Genomic DNA, 23,402 nt, shown 5'->3' on the forward strand with positions numbered 1-23,402 from the left:
ATCATCGTTATGGGTGAAATTGACTGATTTGACCGTCCTAATTCAGAAGACCTTCTAGGTGTGGCAAGGGTTTCAACTATTGCTGCCCAAAAAAGCACAGAATAACCCACTATGAAATTCTATCAAATCGCTGTAACCCTTGTAACATCGTTATTAAATAAAAATCTTTCTCAATTAATTCTTAAGAATTTGTAAATATTGCGGAATGTTAATTTAAATATTCTCAATCTTTTGCAGTCAATAGATAATGTTTGCTTATCTTTGATCAACAGAGGCAGTCCCAATGAAAAAATTTTCACCCCCACAGATGAAAGAGGTTTCTTTCCCCACACCCCACACCCTACACCCCACACCCCACACCCTACACCCTACACCCCACTGAAAAAGCTCCGGCAATCGATCGCCCGGATAGATGGTCGGGGATTTGGGTTAGGGTAGTAAAAGATACAGATTACCCACCCTTGCAGACCAACAATTATGACGAACACCAGTAACCCGCTGCTTGCCGGTCAAGGATTACCGGCTTTTGACCAAATCCAACCCGGCCTGATTGTCCCTGGCATGACGCAACTTTTGCAGGAACTGGCTGGAGAATTAACCGATCTAGAAGCACAGATTGCCCCCACTTGGGAAAAATTAGTCGAACCCCTCACCCGGATCGAAGAACGTTTAAGCTGGAGTTGGGGGATTATCGGTCATCTGATGGGGGTAAAAAATAGCCCAGAATTGCGTCAAGCCTACGAAACTGTACAACCGCAGGTAGTCGAGTTTATTAGCCGTTTAAGCCAAAGTAAACCCATTTATGAGGCATTTTTGTCCCTGCGCCAAGGAGAAAGCTGGGGGCAATTAGACGAGACACAACAGCGCATTGTCGAAGCTTCCCTGCGGGATGCTCAATTGGCCGGGGTGGGATTAGTAGGGGAGAAAAAAGACAGATTTAACGCGATTCAACTGGAATTAGCGGAAATCACCACGAAATTTTCTAATAACATCCTCGATGCCACCAAAGCTTTTCAACTGAAACTAACAACCCCAGAAGATATCGCCGGTTTACCCCCTAGTCTCCTTAGTTTAGCCGCCCAAACCGCCCGGGGCCAAGGAGAAACTAACGCCAGCAGCGAAACCGGCCCCTGGGTGATTACCCTCGATTTTCCCAGTTATTTCCCCTTTATGAAGTACAGCGATAATCGGGAATTGCGCGAAAAACTCTATAAAGCCTACGTTAGTCGGGCTGATCTGGGAGAATTGGATAATAATCCCTTAATTGATCGCATTTTGCAACTTCGTCAGGAACAGGCCCATCTTTTAGGTTATAGTACCTACGCCGAGGTCAGTCTTGCCAGGAAAATGGCCAATTCTGTGGATGAAATCGAGAAATTGCTTGACAATTTGCGCCAAGTCAGCTATGAAGCGGCAAAACAGGATTTAGAGGCCTTAAAAACTTTTGCGGGAACCGACGATCTCAAGCATTGGGATATAGCCTATTGGTCAGAAAAACAGCGTCAGGCCAAGTTTAACTTTAGTGCCGAGGAATTACGCCCCTATTTCCCCCTACCACGGGTTTTAGAAGGCATATTTAGCCTCGCTAAACGGATTTTTGGGGTAGAAATTATCGCTGCCGACGGTCAGTCCCCTATCTGGCATCCCGATGTGCGTTATTTCCAGATTAATGACGAAAAGGGCGAAAAAATTGCCTATTTCTACCTCGATGCCTACAGTCGTCCCGCCGAAAAACGCGGCGGCGCTTGGATGGATGTCTGTATCGGTCGGGCCAAAACCGGCACCGAAGTGCGTTTACCTGTGGCTTATTTAATCTGCAATCAAACGCCTCCAGTGGACGGAAACCCCAGTTTAATGACCTTTGAGGAGGTAACTACCCTATTTCACGAATTTGGCCACGGTTTACAGCATATGTTAACCACTGTGGACTATTCCGGCGCGGCGGGTATTAATAACGTTGAGTGGGACGCGGTGGAATTGCCCAGTCAATTTATGGAAAATTGGTGTTATGATCGCCCTACTTTAATGAGTATGGCCAAACACTACGAAACCGGTGAAACTCTCCCCGAACATTACTATCAAAAACTGCTCCTAGCTAAGAATTATATGAGCGGTTCGGCTATGCTGCGTCAGCTACATTTGTCTTTAGTAGATTTGGAATTACACCATCGTTATCAACCCAATGGCGGCGAAACTCCTAAACAAGTCAGACAGCGTTTAGCGGCAACGACGACGATAATTCCTCCTCTACCGGAAGATGCTTTCTTGTGTTCTTTTGGACATATTTTCGCTGGCGGTTATGCGGCGGGTTACTATAGTTATAAATGGGCGGAAGTTCTCAGCGCCGATGCTTTTGCCGCTTTCGAGGAAGTGGGATTAGATAACGAAGAAGCAGTGAAAGCGATCGGTCGCCGTTTTCGCGATACTGTCTTAGCTATGGGGGGAAGTTCTCATCCTATGAATGTTTTTAAAGCTTTCCGCGGTCGTGAACCTAGTACCGAGCCTCTCCTCCGTCATAGCGGCTTATAAAAGTAGTCAAACACTTTTCTTTGTGGTGCGTTACGGTAATATTTAGCTCTTGATTTTTTCCCTAAAAACAAGGGATTGCCTGACGCACCCTACTTGAATATATTGTGATAAGTAGGTAGGCGTTAAAAGTTGTCAGATCCCCCCCTTATTAAGGGGGGATTAAAGGGGGGACTAAGGGGGGATCGGCACCCCCCTTATCAAGGGGGATCCCCCCGCCTTCGGCTTCCCCCCTTATCAAGGGGGGCTAGGGGGGATCGAACCTAAAATCCATTTTTAATTTAATTATAACCAGCTACTTAGCATATCAGGAAAAAAAAGTTAACTAACAGGGGGAAACTTTAATGAGTATCGCATTTTTTCAAGATCTGATCGAATCGGTAGAGAGTCTATCCATTGAAGACCAAGATTATTTGTTTGAGCTAATTCGTAAAAGACGCATTGAGAAACGCCGGGAGGAGATGGCTAAAAATGGCGAAGAAACCTTAAAATCTTTAGCAATGGGAACAGCAAAAAAAGGCAGTGCTGAAGAGATAATGGCTTATTTGTTAGAGGATGAAGAAGAATGAAATTAGTTGCTGACAAAAGCTTTAAAAGAGCTTTTCATCGCTTAATCAGCAAAAATCCTCAACTACAAAGCAAGGTATCAGAGGTTCTACATTTGTTAGAAGATAATCCCTTCACCCCTTCTTTAAAATCTCATAAGCTGACAGGTAGATTAGAAGGTTATTGGTCATGTTCTGTTAGTTATGATTGCCGTATTATTTTTACTTTTCGTCAAGATACTGATTCAGGAGAAACTTTAATTGTTATAGTTGATATTGGCAAACACGATCAAGTTTACTAATTGATCTCTTGAATTTGTTCTTTCTTATCAATTGCACAATCACAGTGCGATATTGCCTACTTTTCTAGGGTGCTTTCCTTGCAATTTTGGGTTTTGAAACCCCTTAACTACCATATATTTTTATTAAGAATTATCTGTCCCTTGTAACATTAACTCTTAATTCTTAACAAATTACCCTAGATTCTCAGAGAAAAACCGATTATAATAAAGGGAAATGAACAGGACTGCTCGATAGATAACTGATTAATTAAAGTTTTATTACTTTTGATGGCCTAGTATTAAGAGAAGTAAATTTATTCTCGATCGCTCCCTGAAAGTGAGAAGAAATAGTTTTAATAAACAAAGAGTTTTCAACTTGGCAAAAATCCTCTGGGGGCAATACACATGGAAGTTCTAACCGAGACAATTAACCCAACTTCGATCGAACGGGAACCGATCCATCTCTATAACCGAATTCAACCGCACGGGGTGCTTTTAGTTCTCAGCGAACCGGAGCTAAAAGTCAGCCAAACTAGCAGTAATAGCCGCAGTTTATTGGGTATTTCTCCGGGGGAAATTATCGGTAAAACCCTAGAGGAAATCTTCGATCCCTTTCAGATCGATCCTCTGAAATCAGCCATAAAAAATAACGATTTTGATGCTATCAATCCCTCCAAAATTTGGGCGCGGGTTAAAGGGGATGATTTTGCCGTCTTTGATGCTATTTTTCACCGCAACGCCGAACAAATGCTGATTTTAGAGTTAGAACCAGCTATTTCCTATGAAAACATTCCTTTCCTGAGATTCTATCACCTAGCCAAAACTTCGATCGATAAACTTGAAGCCACCCGTAGCCTGAAAGATTTCTGTAATATCATCGTTAAAGAAGTGCGAAAAATGACAGGATTCGATCGAGTTATGTTATACAAATTCGACGAAGAAGATAACGGTGATGTGATAGCAGAAGACAAAATAGAGCAACTAGAACCCTATCTAGGTTTACGTTATCCCGCTTCCGATATCCCTCTCCCGGCACGAAATTTATTAAGCGCTAATTGGATTCGACAGATTCCCGATGCTACCTCTGAACCCGTCGATCTAGTGCCTGTTCTTCACCCCGAAACTCAACAACCCTTAAATTTAACCCTGTCCAGTCTTAGAAGTGCTTCTCCCTGTCATTTAGAATATCTGCATAACATGGGAGTGGGAGCATCTCTAACTATTTCTCTGATTGAAAATAAACGTCTCTGGGGCATTATTGCCTGTCATCATCGCACCCCTAAATATGTACCCTACGAACTCCGTAAAGCTTGTGAGTTCTTAGGAAGAGTAATTTTCTCGGAAATATCGGCACGGGAAGAAACCGAGGATTATGACTATCGAGTAAAATTAAGCTTTGTGCAATCGCAATTAATCGATTATATGGCGGAAGCTAATAACTTTATTGATGGATTAATTGCCCATAAACCGAATCTGCTCGATCTAACTAAAGCCACAGGAGCCGCTATTTGTTTAGGCGGCAATTATACCTTAATTGGAGTAACACCGAGCGAAGAAGAACTAAATTATCTGATTACTTGGCTAGAAAAAAACGTCCATGAAGATGTTTACTATACTAATTCCTTACCGCGAATTTATACCGATGCGGGTAAGTTTAAAGATATTGCCAGTGGTTTACTAGCAATTCCCATTTCTAAACGTAATTATCTCCTCTGGTTTCGTCCAGAAGTAATTCAAACCGTGAACTGGGGTGGTGATCCGGGTAAAGCGATCGAAACGACTGCCATAGATGGTGATATTCGTCTCTGTCCGCGTAAATCTTTCTCCCTCTGGAAAGAAACCGTTCGCCTCAAATCTTTACCCTGGAAAGCAGTAGAAATTAACGCCGCACTAGAATTACGAAAAGCGATCGTCAATATCATCTTAAAACAAGCCGATGAATTGGCACGTTTAGCGCGGGATTTGGAACTATCGAACGCCGAATTAAAAAAATTCGCCTACGTCGCTTCCCACGATTTACAGGAACCCCTCAATCAAGTCGCCAACTATGTGCAGTTGCTAGAAATGCGCTACACCGAAGAACTGGACGAAGATGCTAAAGAATTTATTACTTTTGCCGTCGAAGGTGTCAGCTTGATGCAAACATTAATAGATGATGTGCTGGCTTACTCGAAAGTGGATATGCAGGCGGCAGAGTTTAATACCATCGATGCTAATCTGGCACTGGAAAAAGCTCTCGCTAACCTGAAAGGGAGAATTCAGGAAAGTCAAGCTATGATCACTTTTGATCCTTTGCCAATTGTCATGGCAGATAAAACCCAGTTAATGCAATTGTTCCAAAATCTCATCGGTAATGCCATTAAATTCCGAGGAAAAGCGACTCCCACTATTCATATTTCCGCGCAACGTCAAGAGGAGGAATGGCTGTTCTCTGTCACCGATAATGGAATTGGTATCGATCCCCGATTTTCCGAACGCATTTTCGTGATTTTCCAACGACTGCACACCCGCGACGAGTACCCCGGCACAGGTATGGGTTTGGCGATTTGTAAGAAAATTATCGAGTGTCATCGCGGACGAATTTGGGTAGAATCCCAATTAGGCAAAGGAGCGGTTTTCTATTTTACAATTCCCCTAGGAGGTAACGAGCGTGAGCGCTGGCGAGGACGTGCCACACAAAATTATCTTATTAGTGGAGGACAGCAAAGCTGATATTCGCCTCATCCAAGAGGCATTAAAAACTAGCACCGTCCCGCACGAATTAGTTATCGTTAGGGATGGTGTCAACGCCATGGATTATCTGCGTCGAGAAGGGGAGTATCTCGATTCTCCCCGTCCTAATCTGATTCTTCTCGATCTGAATTTACCAAGAAAAGACGGACGGGAGGTATTAGCGGAAATAAAAAACGATCCCAGTTTAAAAAGAATTCCTGTGGTGGTTTTAACCACTTCTCGCAACGAGGAGGATATTTTTTATAGCTATGAACTGCACGTTAATTGTTATATAACCAAGTCACGCAATCTCAACGATTTGTTCAAAATTGTCAAAAATATCGAGGCTTTTTGGTTAGAAACCGCTACTTTACCCAGTGAGTGAATCATGATCAGTTATCAGTTATCAGGAGTCAGGAGTCAGGAGTCAGGAGATAGGAGATAGGAGATAGGAGATAGGAGTCAGGGATCAGTGATCAGGAGATAGGATTCAGGAGTCAGGAGTCAGGAGATTATTTCTATTTATTCTCCCCACACCCCACACCCCACTTCATAATTCATAATTCATAATTCATAATTCCCTCTCCCCACACCCTACACCCTACACCCTACACCCTACACCCTACACCCCACACCCCACTTCCTAACCTCCCAAATCTCTTTAACTCTTGATTAAAAAATGGGACTCTCGCAGGATATAAAAGTTCTTTTAATCGAGGATAATTTAGCCGAAGCTCGATTATTAAAGGAAATTCTTAAGGGTAATGAAAAAAAAGAATTTCATCTGGTTAATGTGTCAAGATTATCCGAAGCGATTTCTCTGTTACAACAAACAAATTTTGATGTAATTTTATTAGATCTAACTTTACCAGATAGTCAGGGTTTGGAATCCTTAGCTCCCCTTTTAATTACGGCTCCGAAATTGCCGATCGTGGTTTTAACTAATACTAATGATGATAATTTGGCTTTAGCAGCACTACGTCAGGGAGCGCAGGATTATTTAATTAAAAGAGAAGTAAGTTTAGAAATTTTAACTCGATCTCTATGTTATGCGATCGAGCGAAAACAGATGGAGGAAGCTTTACGAGAATCGAACGAAGCTTTAAAAATGAGCGTGATTGAACGCACTAATCAACTGGAAAAAGCTCAGGAATTAAATCAGTTAAAAACTGAATTTGTTTCCATGTTATCCCACGATTTTCGCAATCCTTTAAATAAAATTTTACTCTCGGCTGGATTATTAGAAGAAAGTCGCGATCGGTTGACAAAAGATCAGCAAGTTAGCTATTTTCGCATGATTCGATCGGCCATTAAAGACATGGATCAATTGCTCACAGAAGTGTTATTAATTGGCCGGGCCGATTCCGGGAGATTATACTGTCAATTTGATCCAGTTGATTTGCTTGATTATTGTCAAAAATTAGTAGAATCTTTTATTGTTAAGCCGGAGCCGCAATTAGCAATTATTTTCCAAGTTGAGGGCAGCTTAGAAAGAGGACTTTGGGATATAAATTTAATTAAACATATCTTGACAAATTTACTGGGAAATGCTCTCAAATATTCACCCCAAGGGAACCAGGTAGAATTTAAGATTATTGTCGAATCCGAGCAGGTAGTCTTTAAAATTATCGATCGAGGAATTGGTATTCCCAGCAAAGATCAAGAACATTTATTTAAACCTTTTTATCGCGGTAGCAATGTCGATAATATTCAAGGAACGGGATTAGGATTAGCCATTGTCGGACGCTGTGTGGAAGCGCACAAAGGACAAATTCACTTGGAAAGTGAGGAAGGAAAAGGCACAAAGATCACGGTGATTCTACCGATTATTACCGACATTGAACACCTAAATTGAGATGAACGATAGGGTGGCACCACAATTTTTTTTTCTGCTGCCCCTCTGCCCTAGGGTTGATTCATAGTAGGGTTGATTCATGAATCAACCCTACCTCTCCCCTCTCCCTGCTCCCCTTCCATAGGATTGAGGATCACCCTGAGCGTTCATCCGATCGAGTGATTTTCCAGAAAAGTGTTAAAAAAGATTGCTGTTTGTAAAGACAACTGTTACCGTGGGTTCAAGAGTGCGCTTTGAAGGAGGAAAAATCCCATGCACCCTAACCTATCCATCTATCCCTCGATTGCTTCACTACTTATGTAGGGTATAGATGCACAAATCAAAGATTTTAGAAGCAAAACCAATAAATTTCTGTACTGTTGCTTAAAACAGGAGTTTGATCATGAAATTACAGGGAAAAACAGCCCTAGTCACGGGGGCATCCCGGGGCATTGGACGAGCGATCGCCTTAGAATTAGCCCGACAAGGTTTAAGCAGAATTGTGATTGTTGCCAGAGATCAAGAGCGATTAGAAAAACTAGCGAAAGAAATTGAGTCCCTAGGGGTCATTGCCACACCTTTAGCCCTAGATTTAACTGAAAATGACCTTGTTAGTCCTTCAATTATCCGCGTTTGGCAAGAATGCCGTGGCATTGATATCCTCGTTAACTGTGCTGGTATTGCCCATCAAACCCCCTTTCTGCGATCGCAATTCTCGCAAGTGCAAGCAGAAATATCTTTAAATCTGATGGCCATGTACACAGTTACTCGCTTAATTGCCCGCCGGATGGCAATTAGGGGACAGGGAACGATTGTCAATGTTTCCAGCATGATGGGTAAAATTGCCGCTCCTAGCTTCGCCACCTACTCGGCCACCAAATTTGCCATTTTGGGTTTTAGTCAAGCTCTCAGGTCGGAATTACGGGAACACAACATCAAAGTTATCACCCTCTTACCCTCTTTAACCGATACGGATATGGTGCGAGAATTGCAGTTATTTCGATGGTTAAAACCGATGAGCGCCGAAGAAGTCGCCCAAACTCTAATTACCGGGTTAAATAGGCAAAAAACGGAAATTGTCGTCGGTTGGCAAAGTCATCTAGCTCTTTGGTGTCAAAAATTGGCCCCGAAACTGCTTGAGAAAATTGTCGATTTAGCTTCTCCCTTACGCCAAAGCAAAGGAAAGCGAGGATGGCGAGAAGTGTTTAACTAGGGTTTGATTAAATCTATCAGGGTGAGCATGGCTCACCCTAATCACCTTCACCAACAGGCAATTAAACGGCTGTCAGGGTTTTTTCTAGAAGTTGTCGGGGAGCTTGAACCGAACCACGACAGTGGATTTCCGCAGAATTATTGGGACTTTCAATTAGTTTAACTTTATCTAATTCGGCTCCTAATTGGCGGATCCGTTCCTCCAATAGTTGAGCGATGTGTAAGGCAATATTTTCGGCAGTGGGAACCACTTCGGCAAAGTAGGGAATATCCTTATTTAAAAAAGCATGATCGAAGGGTTCTACTACCAATTCATCGATCGCTTTTTGTAAATCCCCTAGATCAACGATCATACCGGTGCGGGGATCGATTTCTCCCGCCACGGATACTTCTAGGTGATAATTATGGCCATGACCGTTTACCCTGGCGCATTTGCCGTAGATTTCCGAGTTTTGTTCGAGGGTTAATTGCGGTAAAGCCAAACGATGAGCGGCACTAAAATGGGTTTTGACGGTTAAAGTTGCTTCCATATCTTTTCCTTGATATTCTGCCCACAATTCGGGGTGTTCAAATAGTTGAATTTTGACCAATGGTAAATAGGGTGCTAATCTTTGCCAGATAACTCTAGCGATATTTTCTGTGGTGGGTAGGGTTTGCTGAAATTCCGGCCAGACTTGATTGAGATAGGAGTAGTCTAATTGACTGGTTATCTCTCGTTTAATTACCTGTTTAACGGTGGAGAGATTCTCCACCATGCCATAAAGATTGAGTTCTTTGTATAGGGAGACGTATAATTCGTAATTGTGACCATGACCGGGAAAACGGCTACCAAGACCAAAAAGTCTTTGATTTTCGGCTTCGTCCCATTCTGGCAAATAATAGCGATGGCTGGCTGAAAACCGCGCTCGACGATTGATGATGCAATCCATAAATGTGGGCGATCAATGACTTTGTAAAGTTACGTTAAGAGTAACCCTTTCTAGCATAAACCAGTTTTGTCCCCTCTGGCTTGCAGACCGGGGAAAGTTATCCCTCAATTCCAGCAGGGTGCGATCGCTGTGAGCTTCTAGTCAGAAAATTGGCGTTGCTGAATCAAGGTATTAAGTAGGTAGGCACAATTATTTGTAGGATGGGTTAGCGGTAGCGTAACCCATGCGGGCGTTGGGTTTCATGCTTCAACCCAACCTACGTTCATTTTATATTTAATTCCACCCACCTACTTAATGCCAACCGTGCATCGTATCCAAAAGTTAGTTTGGGTCTAGGTTTTAAAAATCCCACAAAAGAAGATTCAAGTCTCAAATCAGCAAGGCCGAAAATCCCTTGACTATCAAACTCCCGATCAAGTATTCTACAAACATACTTCAGACTTCCTTGCACTTCAGCTCTGAATCGGCACTTTGTCAATGGGTAAGTCCTATAATTTATGGTCGAGCAAATACCTCCTATTTATTTTCATCTTCCCGCTTCCCATCGACCCGACCCTTTGCCCGATCACGCCGATCAATTACGAACGGGTCGAGGTTCATTGGCTTGGATTTTACAAACTTATTTGCGATTACGCGAATCGAACTTTCCCTGTGAATTAGTAGATACTATCCCTAAAGAAGGCATTGTAATTGGTCATCGAGAATCGTTAGCTTATGATTTTCAACCCTATCCCAAGTTATTACTGGCTTGTGTTAAAGGGGATCAAAATCCTCAACCCTACGCTCAAATTCATATTGTCCAGAATCGACAGGAATTAACTGCTTCTCAACTTTATATACAATCAATAGCCGAAGATCGCTATCTTTTACCAGGTAAGCGATACTTTTTACCCCATTGGACTCAACCAGGCTTATTTCCTCGCGATCCCCAACGGGGCGATCAGTTTGAAAATGTAGTTTATTTTGGCCTTACCTCCAATTTAGCTCCCCCCTTACGCAAACCCGAATGGCAACGGCAGGTAGATAATTTAGGTTTAAACTGGTGCATTCAAACTAATGATCAGTTTTGGCATGATTATCGTCAAGTAGATGCAATCGTCGCTGTTCGTCGTTTCGACTCTAAGGAAACTTATCCTTGGAAACCCGCCACTAAGCTGTATAATGCCTGGTTAGCAGGTGTTCCTGCTATTTTGGGAAATGAATCCGCTTTTCAAGCAGAGTACAAAAGTGAGCTAGATTTCTTTACTGCTAATAATGAGAATGATGTTATTTATTATCTCAAACAATTGCGGGACAACAATTTTTTAAGGCGGCAAATAAAATCTCATTATCAAGAAAGGTCGAAAACCGTGACTGTTAGCCATCTTCTTCAATGTTGGCATCAGTTTATCTTGAATGAATGTGTTCCCGCCTATAATCAATGGTGTTCCCTTTCTCTCTGGCAACAAGAACAGTTCTTTTTGCGTCGTCGTCTCCTGTTGAAATTGAATCAACTGCAAATGAAAACCCTGAAAATCATCACTGCTCAATAGCCAATGGTTCTCGGTGATTGGGGACAGTAATCTTTGAAGTCCTCTTTTTACCCAGTTTTTGGGGTAGTATTCACTTATCTCTCTTAGATGGCGAGTAGTTGAGTAGTTACTGAGATTGACTTGACACTTTTTCTATAGGTTTTTTTCTGATCGGTTTCAATTATAGATATTTTATCTTGAACGAAAATTACCCTTCCTGTACTAAATCAAGATAACCCAAAGATTCGCCAGTATGCGCATCTAATATTTCTTCGTCATCGATAGGATAAACCATCATTCTTTGACCTTTTCGAATTCCACTAATTTCACCTCTATTCATTACTAATTTATAGTCGTCAATAACTTTGACAACTTTGGCAGGGAAGGTTCCTTTGGGTGATAAAAGGGGAGTTTCTGTGACGTTTTCGGCTCTTCTAGGTTCTGTGTGAGCATGGTATAATAGTAACACAGAACAGGAGGTGGGTTATCTGGATAAATTTTGATCAACTCCTCGATTTACCAAATGTAACAGGGGTCAATTATCAAAAAATTGAGCAGACAATTTTCCTAAAGCTCGCTCTTTTAAATGAAACAATTGAATGTCCGAATTTCCATGAAACCTTGGACAGAATCAATCAGACAGAGTATAATCTAGTCAGAGATTTATCAATATTAGGCAATCGAGTATATTTAGAAGTACCACGCCGCCAGTTTCATTGTCAAAATTGCCAAAAGTATATTAGCGAAAGATTGAGTTTGATGAGATTAAGACAGCATCATACAATCCGCTATGAATCGATGATTTATGAGAGAGTAAAAAATTCTAGTATCGAAGAAATGAGTCGAGAAGAAGGGTTGGCATGGGAAGAAGTTGAATTAATATTTAATCACTTTGCTAAAGAACTAGAAAAGGAAGAGTGGGAAGCACCAGAACGAATAAGCTTAGATGAATTTAGTAACTTAAAAGGACATAAAGATTTCATAACAACGATCGTAGAACTGAACAATAAAATTTTACTAGATGTGATTAAAGGACATAAGCAAGAAGAATTAATGGAAGCCTTAAAAGCACAGCCTCCAGGCGGTTCGAGAGAAGGTGAAAGAAGTGAGCGTCGATATGTGGTCAGGATTTACAGCAGTGATCAAGGAATTATTTCCCAATGCTAAAATCATCTATGCCGTTTTCATGTAATGGATATCATCAATGACGAGCTTAATAAATTGAGAAAGTTAATGGGGGTGCATGAAAAAGGATTACCTCATTTATTATGGAAGAATAAAGAGGACTTAAAGGACGAGCAAAAACAACAACTAGAAGTTATCTTGAAAGAACATCCATGCTTGGGAATAGCCGACGAAATGAAAGAAGAAATTAGACAAATTTATCAAGGTTGTAGAACGTTCAAAGGTGCTGAGAGAAAATTGGAAAAATGGATAAGAATAGGCGGAATATTATATCAAAGTAGTGCCAGTATGATCCAGAAGCATTTGTCGGGTATCTGTAATTACTTTGAAAATCATACAACCAACGGATTAATTGAGGGAATGAATACCAAAATAAAGCTTATTAAAAGAATAAGTTATGGATTTACCAATTTTGAACATCTTCGACTTAAGCTGTTTGCTTGCTTTAATTCATAACAAAAATTAACACAAGAAAACCAGAAGATCCCCCTGCTCCCTGGCTTACCTCATCAGCGATTAAGGGTAGCAAAAAAAAGAATTAGATTCGCAGAATGAATCATACTAAATCTGGTTATTAAAAACTGATTATTTATTCACCCTTTTCCATTTTGGCTCTTGCCTTTTACTTCTCCTCATAAGTAGCCTATACTCAACGGATTTGGTATCATTAAGCCTTAGCGGAGAGTTTTTGGGTCTTCGAGAATCTCTGGATAGTAAAGAGCGAGCATTCTTTGCCAGTGACGGACAGGATCACAACCCCCGGTGACAGAGACAAGACGACCAAAAACGGAATTGTTCAACCCAGTTTCACAGAGACGAAATTTCGCCTCTGTTAGCCAGACTGATAGCCGATTGAATCGCTAATAATTTTCTCGAGGATTTGTGGTCGGAGAATTTTCTTGGTAGGAAAGGCTGCTACCAAACTCGAATTCTTGTCCGTAGGCTTCCTCTCCGTGTTGAGGAACATCTAACCCTTCTGCTTCCGTATTCGGTTTAACCCGCAGCTCCATAAATAAACCGAGAACTTTCAGGATGACAAAAGTGCCGACGGCAGCAAAGATATAAGTAGCGGCAACGCCAACAAATTGCGTCCACAGCAACCCCGGATTCCCAAAAAATAAACCATCATTTCCGGCTGAATTAACCGCTTTTGTGGCAAAAAGCCCCGTAAGCAGCGCCCCTATTGTCCCGCCGACACCATGGACGGGATAGGTATCCAAAGAATCATCAAAGCGCAATTTTGCCCGCAGACTAACCGCAAAAAAACAGGTAAGGGCAGTGATCGAACCAATGAGAATCGCCCCAATCGGCAGTACATAGCCGGCAGCAGGAGTTATACCGACTAATCCCCCCAAAAATCCACTAGCAATACCGATCGCTGTCGGTTTACCGCGTAAAATCCATTCTATAAACATCCATGTCAAACCCCCGGCCGAAGCGGCGATCGTGGTATTAACAAAAGCTGTCGTGGCTAGGGAACTAGAGGAAAGCGCGCTACCACCATTAAAACCAAACCAACCGAACCAGAGTAAACCGATACCCAGAAGAACAAACGGCACATTATGGGGTGCATAGGCTTGGACACCAAAACTACGCCGCGGACCTATCACCCAAGCGGCCACCAGTGCGGAAATCCCAGAACTAATGTGAACAACGGTTCCACCGGCGAAATCCAGCGCCCCGGTGGCAGCCAACCAACCCTTACCCCAAACCCAGTGAGCTAGGGGAGAATAGATCAAGGTGGACCAAAGCAGTAAAAACCAAAAATAGGCTTTAAAGTTAACCCGTTCTACGATCGCCCCCGAAATTAAAGCCGGGGTGATGATGGCGAACATCATCTGATAGACCATAAACACTTGATGGGGAACGGTGGGTGCATAACCGATATTGTCAGGTGCGGCGGCGGTGACTCCGTTGAGAAAAATCCAATCCAGACCACCGATAAAAGCTTCAATCCCTTCACCAAAACCACTTTTACCCGGGGTGACATCAAAAGCGAGACTATAACCCCAAAGCACCCAAGTTACACCGATGACGCCCATGGCCACCAAGCTCATCATCATGGTGTTGAGGACGTTACGCGAACGTACTAAACCCCCATAAAAAAAAGCCAGTCCGGGGGTCATTAATAAAACTAAAGCCGACGAGATCAGCATCCAAGCGGTATCTCCAGCACTAATCGGATTGGGGGGAGCGGCGGCGATGGTTTCCGCAAAAACTGGGGCAACTCCGCAATTGAATCCCAGTCCCAGCAAAAGTATGGTTATTCCTACGATCTTTTTCATTGACGGTTGGTGCCTAGTAGCAAGATTAATTTTTTCTGTCCGGAAAGAGACAAAAAACCGAAAGAGAAAAGGTTTAGAAGGTAATTGTAGCCACCGATCGCATCGGGGCGAGGCCTTCTTCCTTTTCTCTTTAACTTTGTCGGGGATAGGTTAATCTATCTTTACAAGGTTTACCCTAACGAGTGCTAGGCGTTTCCATGTCAACACTGGAAGCATAATGGCCGCCGGTAACGATATCGGACTCCTTGACGAAACCGCTATAGGCTTCCATTCCGTGTTCACCCACATCCAAACCTTCCATTTCTTCTTCGGGAGTAACACGAATACCGAGGGTAGCCTTGAGGATTGTCCAAACAATACCACTAACAATCAGGGTAAATGCCCCTACTGCCACAATCCCGATAATTTGGTTAATAAACAGTTGGAATTGACCGGTGATTAAACCGGCATCTTTGTTGAAGATACCGACGGCTAAAGTTCCAAACACACCACAGACGAGGTGAACAGAAGTGGCACCCACGGGGTCATCAATTTTCAGGTTATCGAAGAAAGCCACCGAGTAAACCACGACTACACCGGCAATTAAACCGATGATTGCCGCCGACCAATAGGATACACCATCACAACCGGCAGTAACGGCTACTAAACCGGCCAGAATACCGTTAATAATCATCGAAAGGTCGGGTTTACCATCTTTCGCCCAAGCGGTAAAGGTAGCGGCAATGCCACCGGCGGCCCCGGCGAGGTTAGTGGTGACAGCGATATAGGGTACAGTTTCATTAACCGCTAAAGTAGAACCGGGGTTAAAACCGAACCAGCCAATCCAGAGAATTAAACAACCCAGGGTCGCGATGCTCATGTTATGGCCGGGTAAGGCACTGGTGCGACCGTTGATGTATTTGCCCATTCTCGGGCCGAGAATTGCCGCCCCGGTTAAGGCAGACCAGCCACCGACCGAGTGAACCACCGTCGAACCGGCGAAGTCTTTAAAACCAAGGTCAGCTAACCAACCGCCACCCCAAACCCAGTGACCGGTGATCGGGTACATGATACCGACGATAATTAAGCTAAAAACGAGGAAATCGACGAATTTAATCCGTTCTGCCACTGCCCCAGATACAATGGTTGCCGCCGTTCCCGCGAAAGCGACTTGGAACAGGAAGAACACTGAGGTGGGCAAAGAGGCAGGCATAACGTAGGTGGCGGGATCGCTACTGCTAAGGAACCAGCCTCCTGTACCGAAAAATTCGTTACTGACAGACCCAAACATCAGGGAGAAACCGATCGCCCAAAATGATATGGTGGAGAGGGCGAAAACGATCAGGTTTTTGGCCAGAACGTTAACGGCGTTTTTCTGGCGACAGAATCCCGTTTCTAGCATCGCAAAACCCGCGTTCATAAAGATCACGAGGATGGCGGCAATTAAAACCCAGATTGTATTGAGGGCGTTTTGCACATCTTCGGGGGTTAGGGGTTTCGCATCTTGGGCTTGTACGGCCGTGTTCCAAACCACAAAAATAATCGCAGACAAAGGAACACAGGCTAACCAGACAGGGTTAATTTTCGGTAATAAACCGACAAGTTCCCCAGATTTTCGAGCAATTCGTTTCATCGTTAATTCGTTTACTTTGTTGAGTTAGTAGGTCGATTCATTACTTTTGAAAATAATCACCGAGCAATTATGTCCGTTCAACCGCTAAATCCTAGGAACAGAGGTCAATCATTTCAGAAGACCAAACACCTAGGGATTTATCTTGATGTGTGAGTAGTCAATGTTTTTTGATCTTTGTTTTTTTTTATTTGAGATTTCTGTATCCTCTGATACGTTTCACTTTAAAATAATAGTAGTAGAGAAGTGATCAGTTATCAGCTTTTTAGCTATCAGCCATCAGCCGTCAGCTTTTTTTCCCCCGCTCCCTATCTCCCCTCTCCGGCGCTCCCCTCTCAGCCATCTCCCAATTCATAATTCATAATTTATAGTTCCCGCTCCCCATCTCCCCATCTCCCCATCACCCAATTCATAATTCATAATTCATAATTTATAATTCCCACTGATCACCGATAAAGTCTCCCCTCATTATGGAGAAATAAACCATGGCCCAGGCAACGGAATTCGATCGCACAATGATGCAAAGATGTCTAACCCTTGCTAGGCAAGCCTTGGGGCGGACTTCTCCTAATCCTTTGGTGGGTTCTGTGATCGTTCAAGAGGGGACAATTATCGGCGAAGGTTTTCACCCGGGGGCCGGACAACCCCATGCGGAAGTTTTCGCCCTGAGACAGGCAGCAGAAAAAGCGCGTGGTGCCACTTTATACGTCAATCTCGAACCCTGTAACCACTATGGACGTACTCCCCCCTGTAGCGAGGCAATTGTGCAAGCAGGCATTAAAAAAGTGGTGGTGGGGATGATCGATCCTAATCCCCTAGTGGCGGGGAAAGGCATTCAAAGATTAGCATCGGCAGGCATCGAGACGCTGGTGGGAGTGGAGGAGTCCGAATGTCTTCAACTCAATCAGGGTTTTATCCATCGCATCACCGCTAAAAAACCCTTCGGTATTCTCAAATATGCCATGACTCTCGATGGCAAAATTGCCGCTACTAGCGGTCATAGCACTTGGATTACTAGCCCCGCTTCTCGCCAAATCGTCCATCAATTGCGATCGGCCTGTGATGCGATTATCGTCGGCGGTAGCACTGTCCGTCAAGACAATCCCCACCTCACCACTCACGGCCTCTCTGATCATAATCCCCTGCGCGTGGTCATGACTCGATCGCTTGATTTACCCCCCTCCGCCCATCTTTGGGATACCAGTCAATTTCCCACCCTTGTCTATACACAAATTAATTCTAATGTCAAGCTTCAGCAACAATTATTAACAAAAGGCGTGGAAGTGATCGAACTCACCGAGGTGACACCCACTTTAGTGATGGAAAATCTTTATCAGAGGGGATTTTGTCAGGTTTTGTGGGAGTGCGGCGGCGGTTTAAGTGCAGCCGCAATCGCTGAGGGCATGGTACAAAAAATTATCGCTTTTATCGCGCCCAAAATCATCGGGGGAATCCAGGCACCTACTGCCGTGGGTGATTTAGGATTCCAGTTAATGAGTCAAGCTTTACAGCTAGAAAATGTCACGGTTAATTATCTCAATCCCGATATTTTGATTGAGGGATATCTGCCAAGTAAAAAGTAGAGCTACTGCAATTCCCCCTCAATCGGCAAATCTCAACCAACCGCTTGTAAAAGTCAAAAAGTCATCAATAACCGCGATTTTTGCGAGCGAGTTCTAGAAATCGCCCCGCTGCCGTTAAATCCCTTTATCGGTACGGTTATCACCCTAGAGGAAGTTGGGCAATCGCTCTGTGATCAATGGTGCCATTATCGAGCAAAATAAAAAAGTTAGAATAGTCAAACCCTTAGTGATTGAACGTATGACGGTACTCGAAAAAGGTAATATCACGATTCATACCGAGAATATCTTCCCTATTATCAAAAAATCCCTCTACACTGACCATGAAATTTTTCTGCGGGAATTGATATCCAATAGTGTTGATGCCATCTCGAAATTAAAAATGGCTTCCTTAGCAGGAGAAGCGAGAGGAGAAGTCCCCGAACCAGAAATTAATCTCGCCATCGATAAAGAAAATCGTACCCTATCAATTACCGATAATGGCATCGGGATGACGGGGGAAGAAATCAAGAAATATATTAACCAAGTTGCCTTTTCCAGTGCGGAAGAATTTATCAATAAATACCAAAAATCAGCCAACGATTTAATCGGTCATTTTGGCCTGGGTTTTTATTCGGCCTTTATGGTGGCTAAAAAAGTAGAAATTGATACTCTTTCCTATCAAGAAGGTGCCACCCCTGTCCATTGGTGCTGTGATGGTTCTCCGGAGTTTGAACTAACCGCTTCTTCCCGCAGCCAAATCGGCACCACTATCACCCTAACTTTAATGGATGAGGAAGGGGAATATTTAGAAGCTGCCCGCATTCGCCAGTTAGTCAAAACCTACTCGGATTTTATGCCCGTTCCCATTAAAATTGATGGGGAAGTGATTAATCAACAACGGGCTTTATGGAAAGAATCTCCTCAAAATCTGACGAAAGAAGACTACCTAGAATTCTATCGTTATCTCTATCCTTTCCAAGAAGAACCTTTACTCTGGGTACATCTGAATACCGATTATCCTTTCTTGCTCAATGGCATTCTTTATTTTCCCAAACTCAGACCAGATGTAGATGTCTCAAAAGGACAGTTAAAGTTATTCTGTAATCAGGTTTTTGTCAGCGATCATTGCGAGGAAATTATTCCCGATTTCCTGATGCCCTTGCGAGGAGTTATCGATAGTCCAGATATTCCTTTAAATGTCTCTCGAAGTGCTTTAACCAAAGATCGTACCGTTCGCCGTATTGCCGATTTTATTGCCAAAAAAATTGCTGATCGCCTCAAATCTCTCTACAACGAAGACGCAAAAGAATATATTCGTTGTTGGGAAGATGTGGGAACCTTTATTAAATTTGGTTCCTTGAAAGAGGATAAATTTAAACAGCAGGTAGAAGATATTTTAATCTATCGCACTACCTACAAACCCCCAGAAACCACAGTACAAGTGGAAGTGCAAACCGCCGAAGGTGACGCATGGCAAGAAGCAACGGCGAAAACTCCCCTAGAAGCGATCGAACAGGAAGGTTATACTACTCTCAAAGCCTACCTAGAACGCCATAAAGAACGCCACGAAAATCGAGTTTTTTACTGTACCGATCCTCGTAGCCAATCCACCTACGTTGAACTCTACAAAAATCAAGGGTTAGAGATCCTCTTCTTTGATTCTTTCATCGATACTAATTACTTTATTCCTTTCCTAGAAAGAGAATACTCCGATGTGAAATTCACCCGGGTTGATTCTGAATTAGACTCGACGCTGCTCGAACAGGATCAAGCTAGTGAAATTATCGATCCCGGTAGTAATAAAACCCGGGCTGAATTGATCAAAGAAATCTTCGCCAAAGCCCTCGATAATTCCCGCATCAATATCAAAACTGAAGCCTTGAAATCCGATGATCCCCAAGGTACTCCCCCGGCAATTGTCTTACTTCCAGAAGCGATGCGACGCTTACAGGAAATGACGGCAATGATGCAACAAAAAGCCATGGCTTTCCCCGAAGAACATATTCTGATGATTAATACTAATCATCCCTTAATTCAACAGATTGTCCAGATTAGTCAGGGAAGTATTGTTACCGGTAGCGGCGAATCTCCATCGGCGCAATTAGCGAAAATGCTCTGTCAGCACGTTTATGATTTAGCTTTAATCGCTCAAAAAGGATTTGATGCCGAGGGAATGCAAGCTTTTGTGGAACGTTCCAATCGCGTTCTGACTAAGCTAACCGAAAAGATTTAATCTATTGCCAAACTTTTGCTGTTTCGATATGCTGAGAGTGTGTTAATTCACACTCTATTTTTTTAACCCGATCAATATGATCTAACGATAAGCTATCTTGCCGCCGTCAGCCTTGAATAAGTTATCAGTTATCAGTTATCAGTTATCAGTTATCAGTTATCAGATGTAAGTTTTCAGTTCACTTATACTGTTTACTGTTTACTGTTTACTGATAAGTAGGGAGGCACAATTATTTGTAGGATGGGTTAGGGGTAGCGTAACATGAGCGGGCGTTGGGTTTCATGCTTCAACCGTTCGGCAAAAGCTCACGGACGAAGCCCAACCTAGGTTCTGTTTACTGTTTACTGATAACTGATAACTGATAACTGATAACTGAAAAATGCGCTTACCCACCCTCAAATATGAGCGAGGAACCTTAATTCTCCATCCACCACCAAAAGGGAAAAAATGGCTAGATTTTGCCACTTGGGATGATCGTATCGAAAGATTTCGCATTTTGGCCATTCATTATCGTCCTCTCGTGGAAACTCTACAGGAGGAGGGTATTAACTTCCAAGATGAAGCAAAAGCTTTTAACAATTTAGAATTAATTGCCAGTTTTGAACGGGAACCCTACCCCCACCAAACGGAAGCGTTAATCGCTTGGAAAAAATCCCAGAGAAGGGGTGTTATCGTCCTTCCCACCGCTGCTGGTAAAACCTATCTTGCCCAATTGGCACTACAATCGACTCCCCGCAGCACCTTAATTATCGTGCCGACTATTGATTTAATGCACCAGTGGTATGCCCAGATGTTGGCGGCTTTTCCCGATGCCGAGGTGGGATTATTAGGGGGAGGTTCTAAGGATAATAGTGCTATTTTAATCGCCACCTATCAAAGTGCGGCAATTTATTCAGAAACTCTTGGCAATCGTTACGCTTTTTTGATTTTTGATGAATGTCATCATTTACCATCGGATTTCTTTCGGAAAATAGCGGAAGATTCGATCGCACCCTATCGTTTAGGCTTAACAGCAACACCGGATCGCGGTGATGGTAGTCATCAGGATTTAGATTATCTTATCGGTACAATTGTTTATCAAAAAAGTCCCCAAGACTTGTCAGGAAAAGCCCTAGCTGATCATGAAATAATTCAAATTAAAGTGAAACTATCCGCCAAAGAACAGGAAAAATATCAAGAAGCAATTAAGATTCGTAATGATTTTTTAAGAAGAAATAATCTCAGTTTGTCTGGTTTAGATGGTTGGCAAAATTTTGTCATGATTAGTGCCAGAAGTAGCGAAGGGCGCCGGGCGATGTTAGCGCACCGGGAGTCGAAGGAAATATCCTCCGGAACCCAGGGAAAATTGCGGATTTTAGCCGAGTTAATCTGTGAACACTATCCGGAACCAATTTTAATTTTTACCAACGATAATGCCACAGTTTACCGCATTTCCGAGAGCTTTTTAATACCTGCCATAACCCATCAAACTCCCGTGAAAGAACGCCATGAAATCCTGACCCGTTTTCGTCAGGGAGAATACAAAATTCTGGTGACTTCCCATGTTCTTAATGAAGGGGTTGATGTGCCGGAAGCAGGCATCGCGATTATTTTATCGGGAACCGGTTCCACTAGGGAATATATTCAGCGTTTGGGACGGGTTTTAAGAAAAGGCCAACAAGAGGATAAACGGGCGATTTTGTATGAAGTGATAGCCGAAAATACCACGGAGGAAAAAACCTCCCAACGACGACGGGGAGAGCAGAAAAATAAAACTAGCTATAAAACCGGTAATCGACAATTGGAATTATTGCCTTCTCCTCCGAAAAAATCTTTTTCTTTCCCGAAAGCTGCCGAATCTTCTACCCCTTGGGTAAGTTCTCCAGAGTCAGAGGAAGAATAGAAAATTTCTCTGGGGGATTTTCCTCTATAATAAAGGTAAGTAGGTAGGTGTTAAAAGTTGTCAGACACCCCCCTTATCAAGGGGGGCAGGTGGGATCCCCCTTATCAAGGGGGGCAGGGGGGATCCCCCCGCCTATCGGCACCCCCCTTATCAAGGGGGGCAGGGGGGATCCCCCCGCCTATCGGCACCCCCCTTATCAAGGGAGGCAGGGGGGATCAGAGGCAAAATCTATCTTCAATTTAATTATAACTACTTACTTAAAAAATCTAGATTAATACCCCTATGACCGAACTTGCCCAACAAAAATGTCAACCTTATCAATCGGGTTCTTCTCCTATCACTGCCGAGGAAATTACCGCTTTACAGGCTAAAATTCCCGATTGGAATCTCTTAGAATACGAGGGTATTCCCCGTCTGCAAAAACTCTATAAATTTGCCAATTTTCAAGGGGCAATCGCCTTTACTAATGCCGTGGGAGAAGCGGCGGAAAAAGAAGGCCATCACCCCGCTTTATTGACAGAATGGGGCAAAGTTACCGTTTCTTGGTGGACCCATGACGTGGGCGGATTACATCAAAATGACTTTATCATGGCTGCCCGTACCGATGATATTTATCGAAAATTTGGGTCTAAAACCCCGTCCTTTAGCGTAGCGGAGGACGGCTTGACATTTCTAGCTAAATAGCTTACATAGTAGATGTAGTTTGGTAAGCAAAACGCTAAAAGCATTCAAGTACAGAATCTATCGTGCGACTCGTTCCTACCAAAAGTCTAACAGACGTGGGTAGGACAAGGTTGAGAACCTTGATAACTCAATAACCGTGAAGGTGAAAGTCCTTCCCTCCAGATGATGGAGTGACAGCATAACCCCTTCCTGTGGAGAACGGTCATCAAAATGGGAAAAGCGGGGTTAAATGGCAGTAAAGATGAATCTGACATCAAAACCTGTCTAGCATCTAACTAGGGCTTGCTGAATAAATCTAAAAACCTTGTTGGATAAGGCTTTTAGACTTTTTTGACCTCAAAAAGTGCCGACCATTGGAGGGATCGGGGGTAAAATTCAGGTACTTTTTCCCTGAAAATTAGGTAACTGACTA

Annotated in this window: 16 protein-coding genes and 2 pseudogenes; 13 read left to right on the top strand and 5 right to left on the bottom strand. The window is 43.1% G+C overall.

Annotated elements, in window-relative coordinates; translation table 11 throughout:
• Nucleotides 1-477: 477 nt before the first annotated feature.
• The 7 genes from IM450_RS19990 (at nucleotide 478) to IM450_RS20020 (ending at nucleotide 9,111) form a co-directional block, all read left to right on the top strand.
• Complete coding sequence (locus IM450_RS19990) at nucleotides 478-2,529, top strand: M3 family metallopeptidase (protein WP_287667173.1); 2,052 nt, start codon at nucleotides 478-480, stop codon at nucleotides 2,527-2,529.
• Nucleotides 2,530-2,870: 341 nt separating this feature from the next.
• Entirely contained in the window at nucleotides 2,871-3,095 is a 225-nt protein-coding gene (locus IM450_RS19995; RefSeq protein WP_002744271.1) for a hypothetical protein, read from the top strand.
• A complete protein-coding gene (locus IM450_RS20000) occupies nucleotides 3,092-3,373 on the top strand; it encodes a type II toxin-antitoxin system RelE/ParE family toxin (RefSeq protein ID WP_287667170.1) in 282 nt (93 codons plus the stop codon). Before IM450_RS19995 ends, IM450_RS20000 begins: the two co-directional genes overlap by 4 nt.
• A 384-nt stretch (nucleotides 3,374-3,757) precedes the next feature.
• The gene (locus IM450_RS20005) at nucleotides 3,758-6,064 is read left to right on the top strand and encodes a sensor histidine kinase (RefSeq protein WP_002801722.1); all 2,307 of its coding nucleotides are present in this window, start codon (nucleotides 3,758-3,760) and stop codon (nucleotides 6,062-6,064) included.
• Nucleotides 6,003-6,449 carry a response regulator gene (locus IM450_RS20010; protein WP_002801723.1) on the top strand — a complete coding sequence of 149 codons (447 nt, stop codon included), beginning with the start codon at nucleotides 6,003-6,005 and terminating at the stop codon, nucleotides 6,447-6,449. The genes IM450_RS20005 and IM450_RS20010 overlap by 62 nt, the downstream gene beginning before the upstream one ends.
• Before the next feature lie 294 nt (nucleotides 6,450-6,743).
• On the top strand, nucleotides 6,744-7,919 hold the full coding sequence (locus IM450_RS20015) for a hybrid sensor histidine kinase/response regulator (RefSeq protein ID WP_287667165.1): 1,176 nt from the start codon (nucleotides 6,744-6,746) through the stop codon (nucleotides 7,917-7,919).
• A gap of 382 nt (nucleotides 7,920-8,301) precedes the next feature.
• Nucleotides 8,302-9,111, top strand: a complete 810-nt coding sequence (locus IM450_RS20020; protein WP_002801727.1) for an SDR family NAD(P)-dependent oxidoreductase — start codon at nucleotides 8,302-8,304, stop codon at nucleotides 9,109-9,111.
• A gap of 61 nt (nucleotides 9,112-9,172) precedes the next feature.
• Here the strand turns inward: IM450_RS20020 and IM450_RS20025 are convergent, their stop codons facing one another.
• Nucleotides 9,173-10,039, bottom strand: coding sequence for a 6-pyruvoyl trahydropterin synthase family protein (locus IM450_RS20025; RefSeq protein WP_002801730.1), 867 nt, complete (start codon nucleotides 10,037-10,039; stop codon nucleotides 9,173-9,175).
• Nucleotides 10,040-10,536: 497 nt separating this feature from the next.
• Here IM450_RS20025 and IM450_RS20030 point away from each other — a divergent pair, with 497 nt between their 5' ends.
• Nucleotides 10,537-11,571, top strand: coding sequence for a hypothetical protein (locus IM450_RS20030; protein ID WP_002801733.1), 1,035 nt, complete (start codon nucleotides 10,537-10,539; stop codon nucleotides 11,569-11,571).
• Between the two features lie 146 nt (nucleotides 11,572-11,717).
• Here the strand turns inward: IM450_RS20030 and IM450_RS20035 are convergent.
• Nucleotides 11,718-12,019: pseudogene (locus IM450_RS20035) on the bottom strand (hypothetical protein); the annotation flags it as partial.
• A 17-nt stretch (nucleotides 12,020-12,036) separates the two neighbouring features.
• On the opposite strand from IM450_RS20035, the pseudogene IM450_RS20040 reads away from it, so the two are divergent.
• A pseudogene (locus IM450_RS20040) lies at nucleotides 12,037-13,191 on the top strand (ISL3 family transposase).
• A 218-nt stretch (nucleotides 13,192-13,409) separates the two neighbouring features.
• Here IM450_RS20040 and IM450_RS20045 read toward each other — a convergent pair.
• From IM450_RS20045 to IM450_RS20055, 3 genes are all read right to left on the bottom strand, one after another.
• Complete coding sequence (locus IM450_RS20045; protein WP_287667160.1) at nucleotides 13,410-13,535, bottom strand: hypothetical protein; 126 nt, start codon at nucleotides 13,533-13,535, stop codon at nucleotides 13,410-13,412.
• Between the two features lie 60 nt (nucleotides 13,536-13,595).
• Nucleotides 13,596-15,020, bottom strand: a complete 1,425-nt coding sequence (locus IM450_RS20050; RefSeq protein WP_287667158.1) for an ammonium transporter — start codon at nucleotides 15,018-15,020, stop codon at nucleotides 13,596-13,598.
• A 175-nt stretch (nucleotides 15,021-15,195) separates the two neighbouring features.
• Complete coding sequence (locus IM450_RS20055; RefSeq protein ID WP_287667156.1) at nucleotides 15,196-16,632, bottom strand: ammonium transporter; 1,437 nt, start codon at nucleotides 16,630-16,632, stop codon at nucleotides 15,196-15,198.
• A gap of 482 nt (nucleotides 16,633-17,114) precedes the next feature.
• Here IM450_RS20055 and ribD point away from each other — a divergent pair, with 482 nt between their 5' ends.
• The 4 genes from ribD (at nucleotide 17,115) to IM450_RS20075 (ending at nucleotide 22,990) form a co-directional block, all read left to right on the top strand.
• A complete protein-coding gene (gene ribD, locus IM450_RS20060) occupies nucleotides 17,115-18,212 on the top strand; it encodes a bifunctional diaminohydroxyphosphoribosylaminopyrimidine deaminase/5-amino-6-(5-phosphoribosylamino)uracil reductase RibD (RefSeq protein WP_287667153.1) in 1,098 nt (365 codons plus the stop codon).
• A 238-nt stretch (nucleotides 18,213-18,450) separates the two neighbouring features.
• The gene (htpG, locus tag IM450_RS20065; RefSeq protein ID WP_287667277.1) at nucleotides 18,451-20,424 is read left to right on the top strand and encodes a molecular chaperone HtpG; all 1,974 of its coding nucleotides are present in this window, start codon (nucleotides 18,451-18,453) and stop codon (nucleotides 20,422-20,424) included.
• 379 nt (nucleotides 20,425-20,803) lie between these two features.
• Nucleotides 20,804-22,306 (top strand): DEAD/DEAH box helicase, encoded by a 1,503-nt coding sequence (locus tag IM450_RS20070; protein WP_287667150.1) that lies wholly within the window; start codon nucleotides 20,804-20,806, stop codon nucleotides 22,304-22,306.
• A 282-nt stretch (nucleotides 22,307-22,588) separates the two neighbouring features.
• A complete protein-coding gene (locus IM450_RS20075; RefSeq protein WP_002801753.1) occupies nucleotides 22,589-22,990 on the top strand; it encodes a 4a-hydroxytetrahydrobiopterin dehydratase in 402 nt (133 codons plus the stop codon).
• The last annotated feature ends 412 nt before the right edge of the window (nucleotides 22,991-23,402 follow it).

It is taken from the genome of Microcystis sp. M083S1 (genome assembly GCF_020246405.1).
GTDB classification, from domain to species: domain Bacteria; phylum Cyanobacteriota; class Cyanobacteriia; order Cyanobacteriales; family Microcystaceae; genus Microcystis; species Microcystis aeruginosa_C.

Excerpts from the sequence above, each read along its gene's own strand:
- IM450_RS20015 (WP_287667165.1), top strand. The coding sequence starts at position 6,744 with ATGGGACTCTCGCAGGATATAAAAGTTCTTTTAATCGAGGATAATTTA.
- htpG (WP_287667277.1), top strand. The coding sequence starts at position 18,451 with ATGACGGTACTCGAAAAAGGTAATATCACGATTCATACCGAGAATATC.
- IM450_RS19990 (WP_287667173.1), top strand. The coding sequence starts at position 478 with ATGACGAACACCAGTAACCCGCTGCTTGCCGGTCAAGGATTACCGGCT.
- IM450_RS20055 (WP_287667156.1), bottom strand. The coding sequence starts at position 16,632 with ATGAAACGAATTGCTCGAAAATCTGGGGAACTTGTCGGTTTATTACCG.
- ribD (WP_287667153.1), top strand. The coding sequence starts at position 17,115 with ATGGCCCAGGCAACGGAATTCGATCGCACAATGATGCAAAGATGTCTA.
- IM450_RS20000 (WP_287667170.1), top strand. The coding sequence starts at position 3,092 with ATGAAATTAGTTGCTGACAAAAGCTTTAAAAGAGCTTTTCATCGCTTA.
- IM450_RS20005 (WP_002801722.1), top strand. The coding sequence starts at position 3,758 with ATGGAAGTTCTAACCGAGACAATTAACCCAACTTCGATCGAACGGGAA.
- IM450_RS20025 (WP_002801730.1), bottom strand. The coding sequence starts at position 10,039 with ATGGATTGCATCATCAATCGTCGAGCGCGGTTTTCAGCCAGCCATCGC.
- IM450_RS20050 (WP_287667158.1), bottom strand. The coding sequence starts at position 15,020 with ATGAAAAAGATCGTAGGAATAACCATACTTTTGCTGGGACTGGGATTC.
- IM450_RS19995 (WP_002744271.1), top strand. The coding sequence starts at position 2,871 with ATGAGTATCGCATTTTTTCAAGATCTGATCGAATCGGTAGAGAGTCTA.
- IM450_RS20070 (WP_287667150.1), top strand. The coding sequence starts at position 20,804 with ATGCGCTTACCCACCCTCAAATATGAGCGAGGAACCTTAATTCTCCAT.
- IM450_RS20030 (WP_002801733.1), top strand. The coding sequence starts at position 10,537 with ATGGTCGAGCAAATACCTCCTATTTATTTTCATCTTCCCGCTTCCCAT.
- IM450_RS20075 (WP_002801753.1), top strand. The coding sequence starts at position 22,589 with ATGACCGAACTTGCCCAACAAAAATGTCAACCTTATCAATCGGGTTCT.
- IM450_RS20020 (WP_002801727.1), top strand. The coding sequence starts at position 8,302 with ATGAAATTACAGGGAAAAACAGCCCTAGTCACGGGGGCATCCCGGGGC.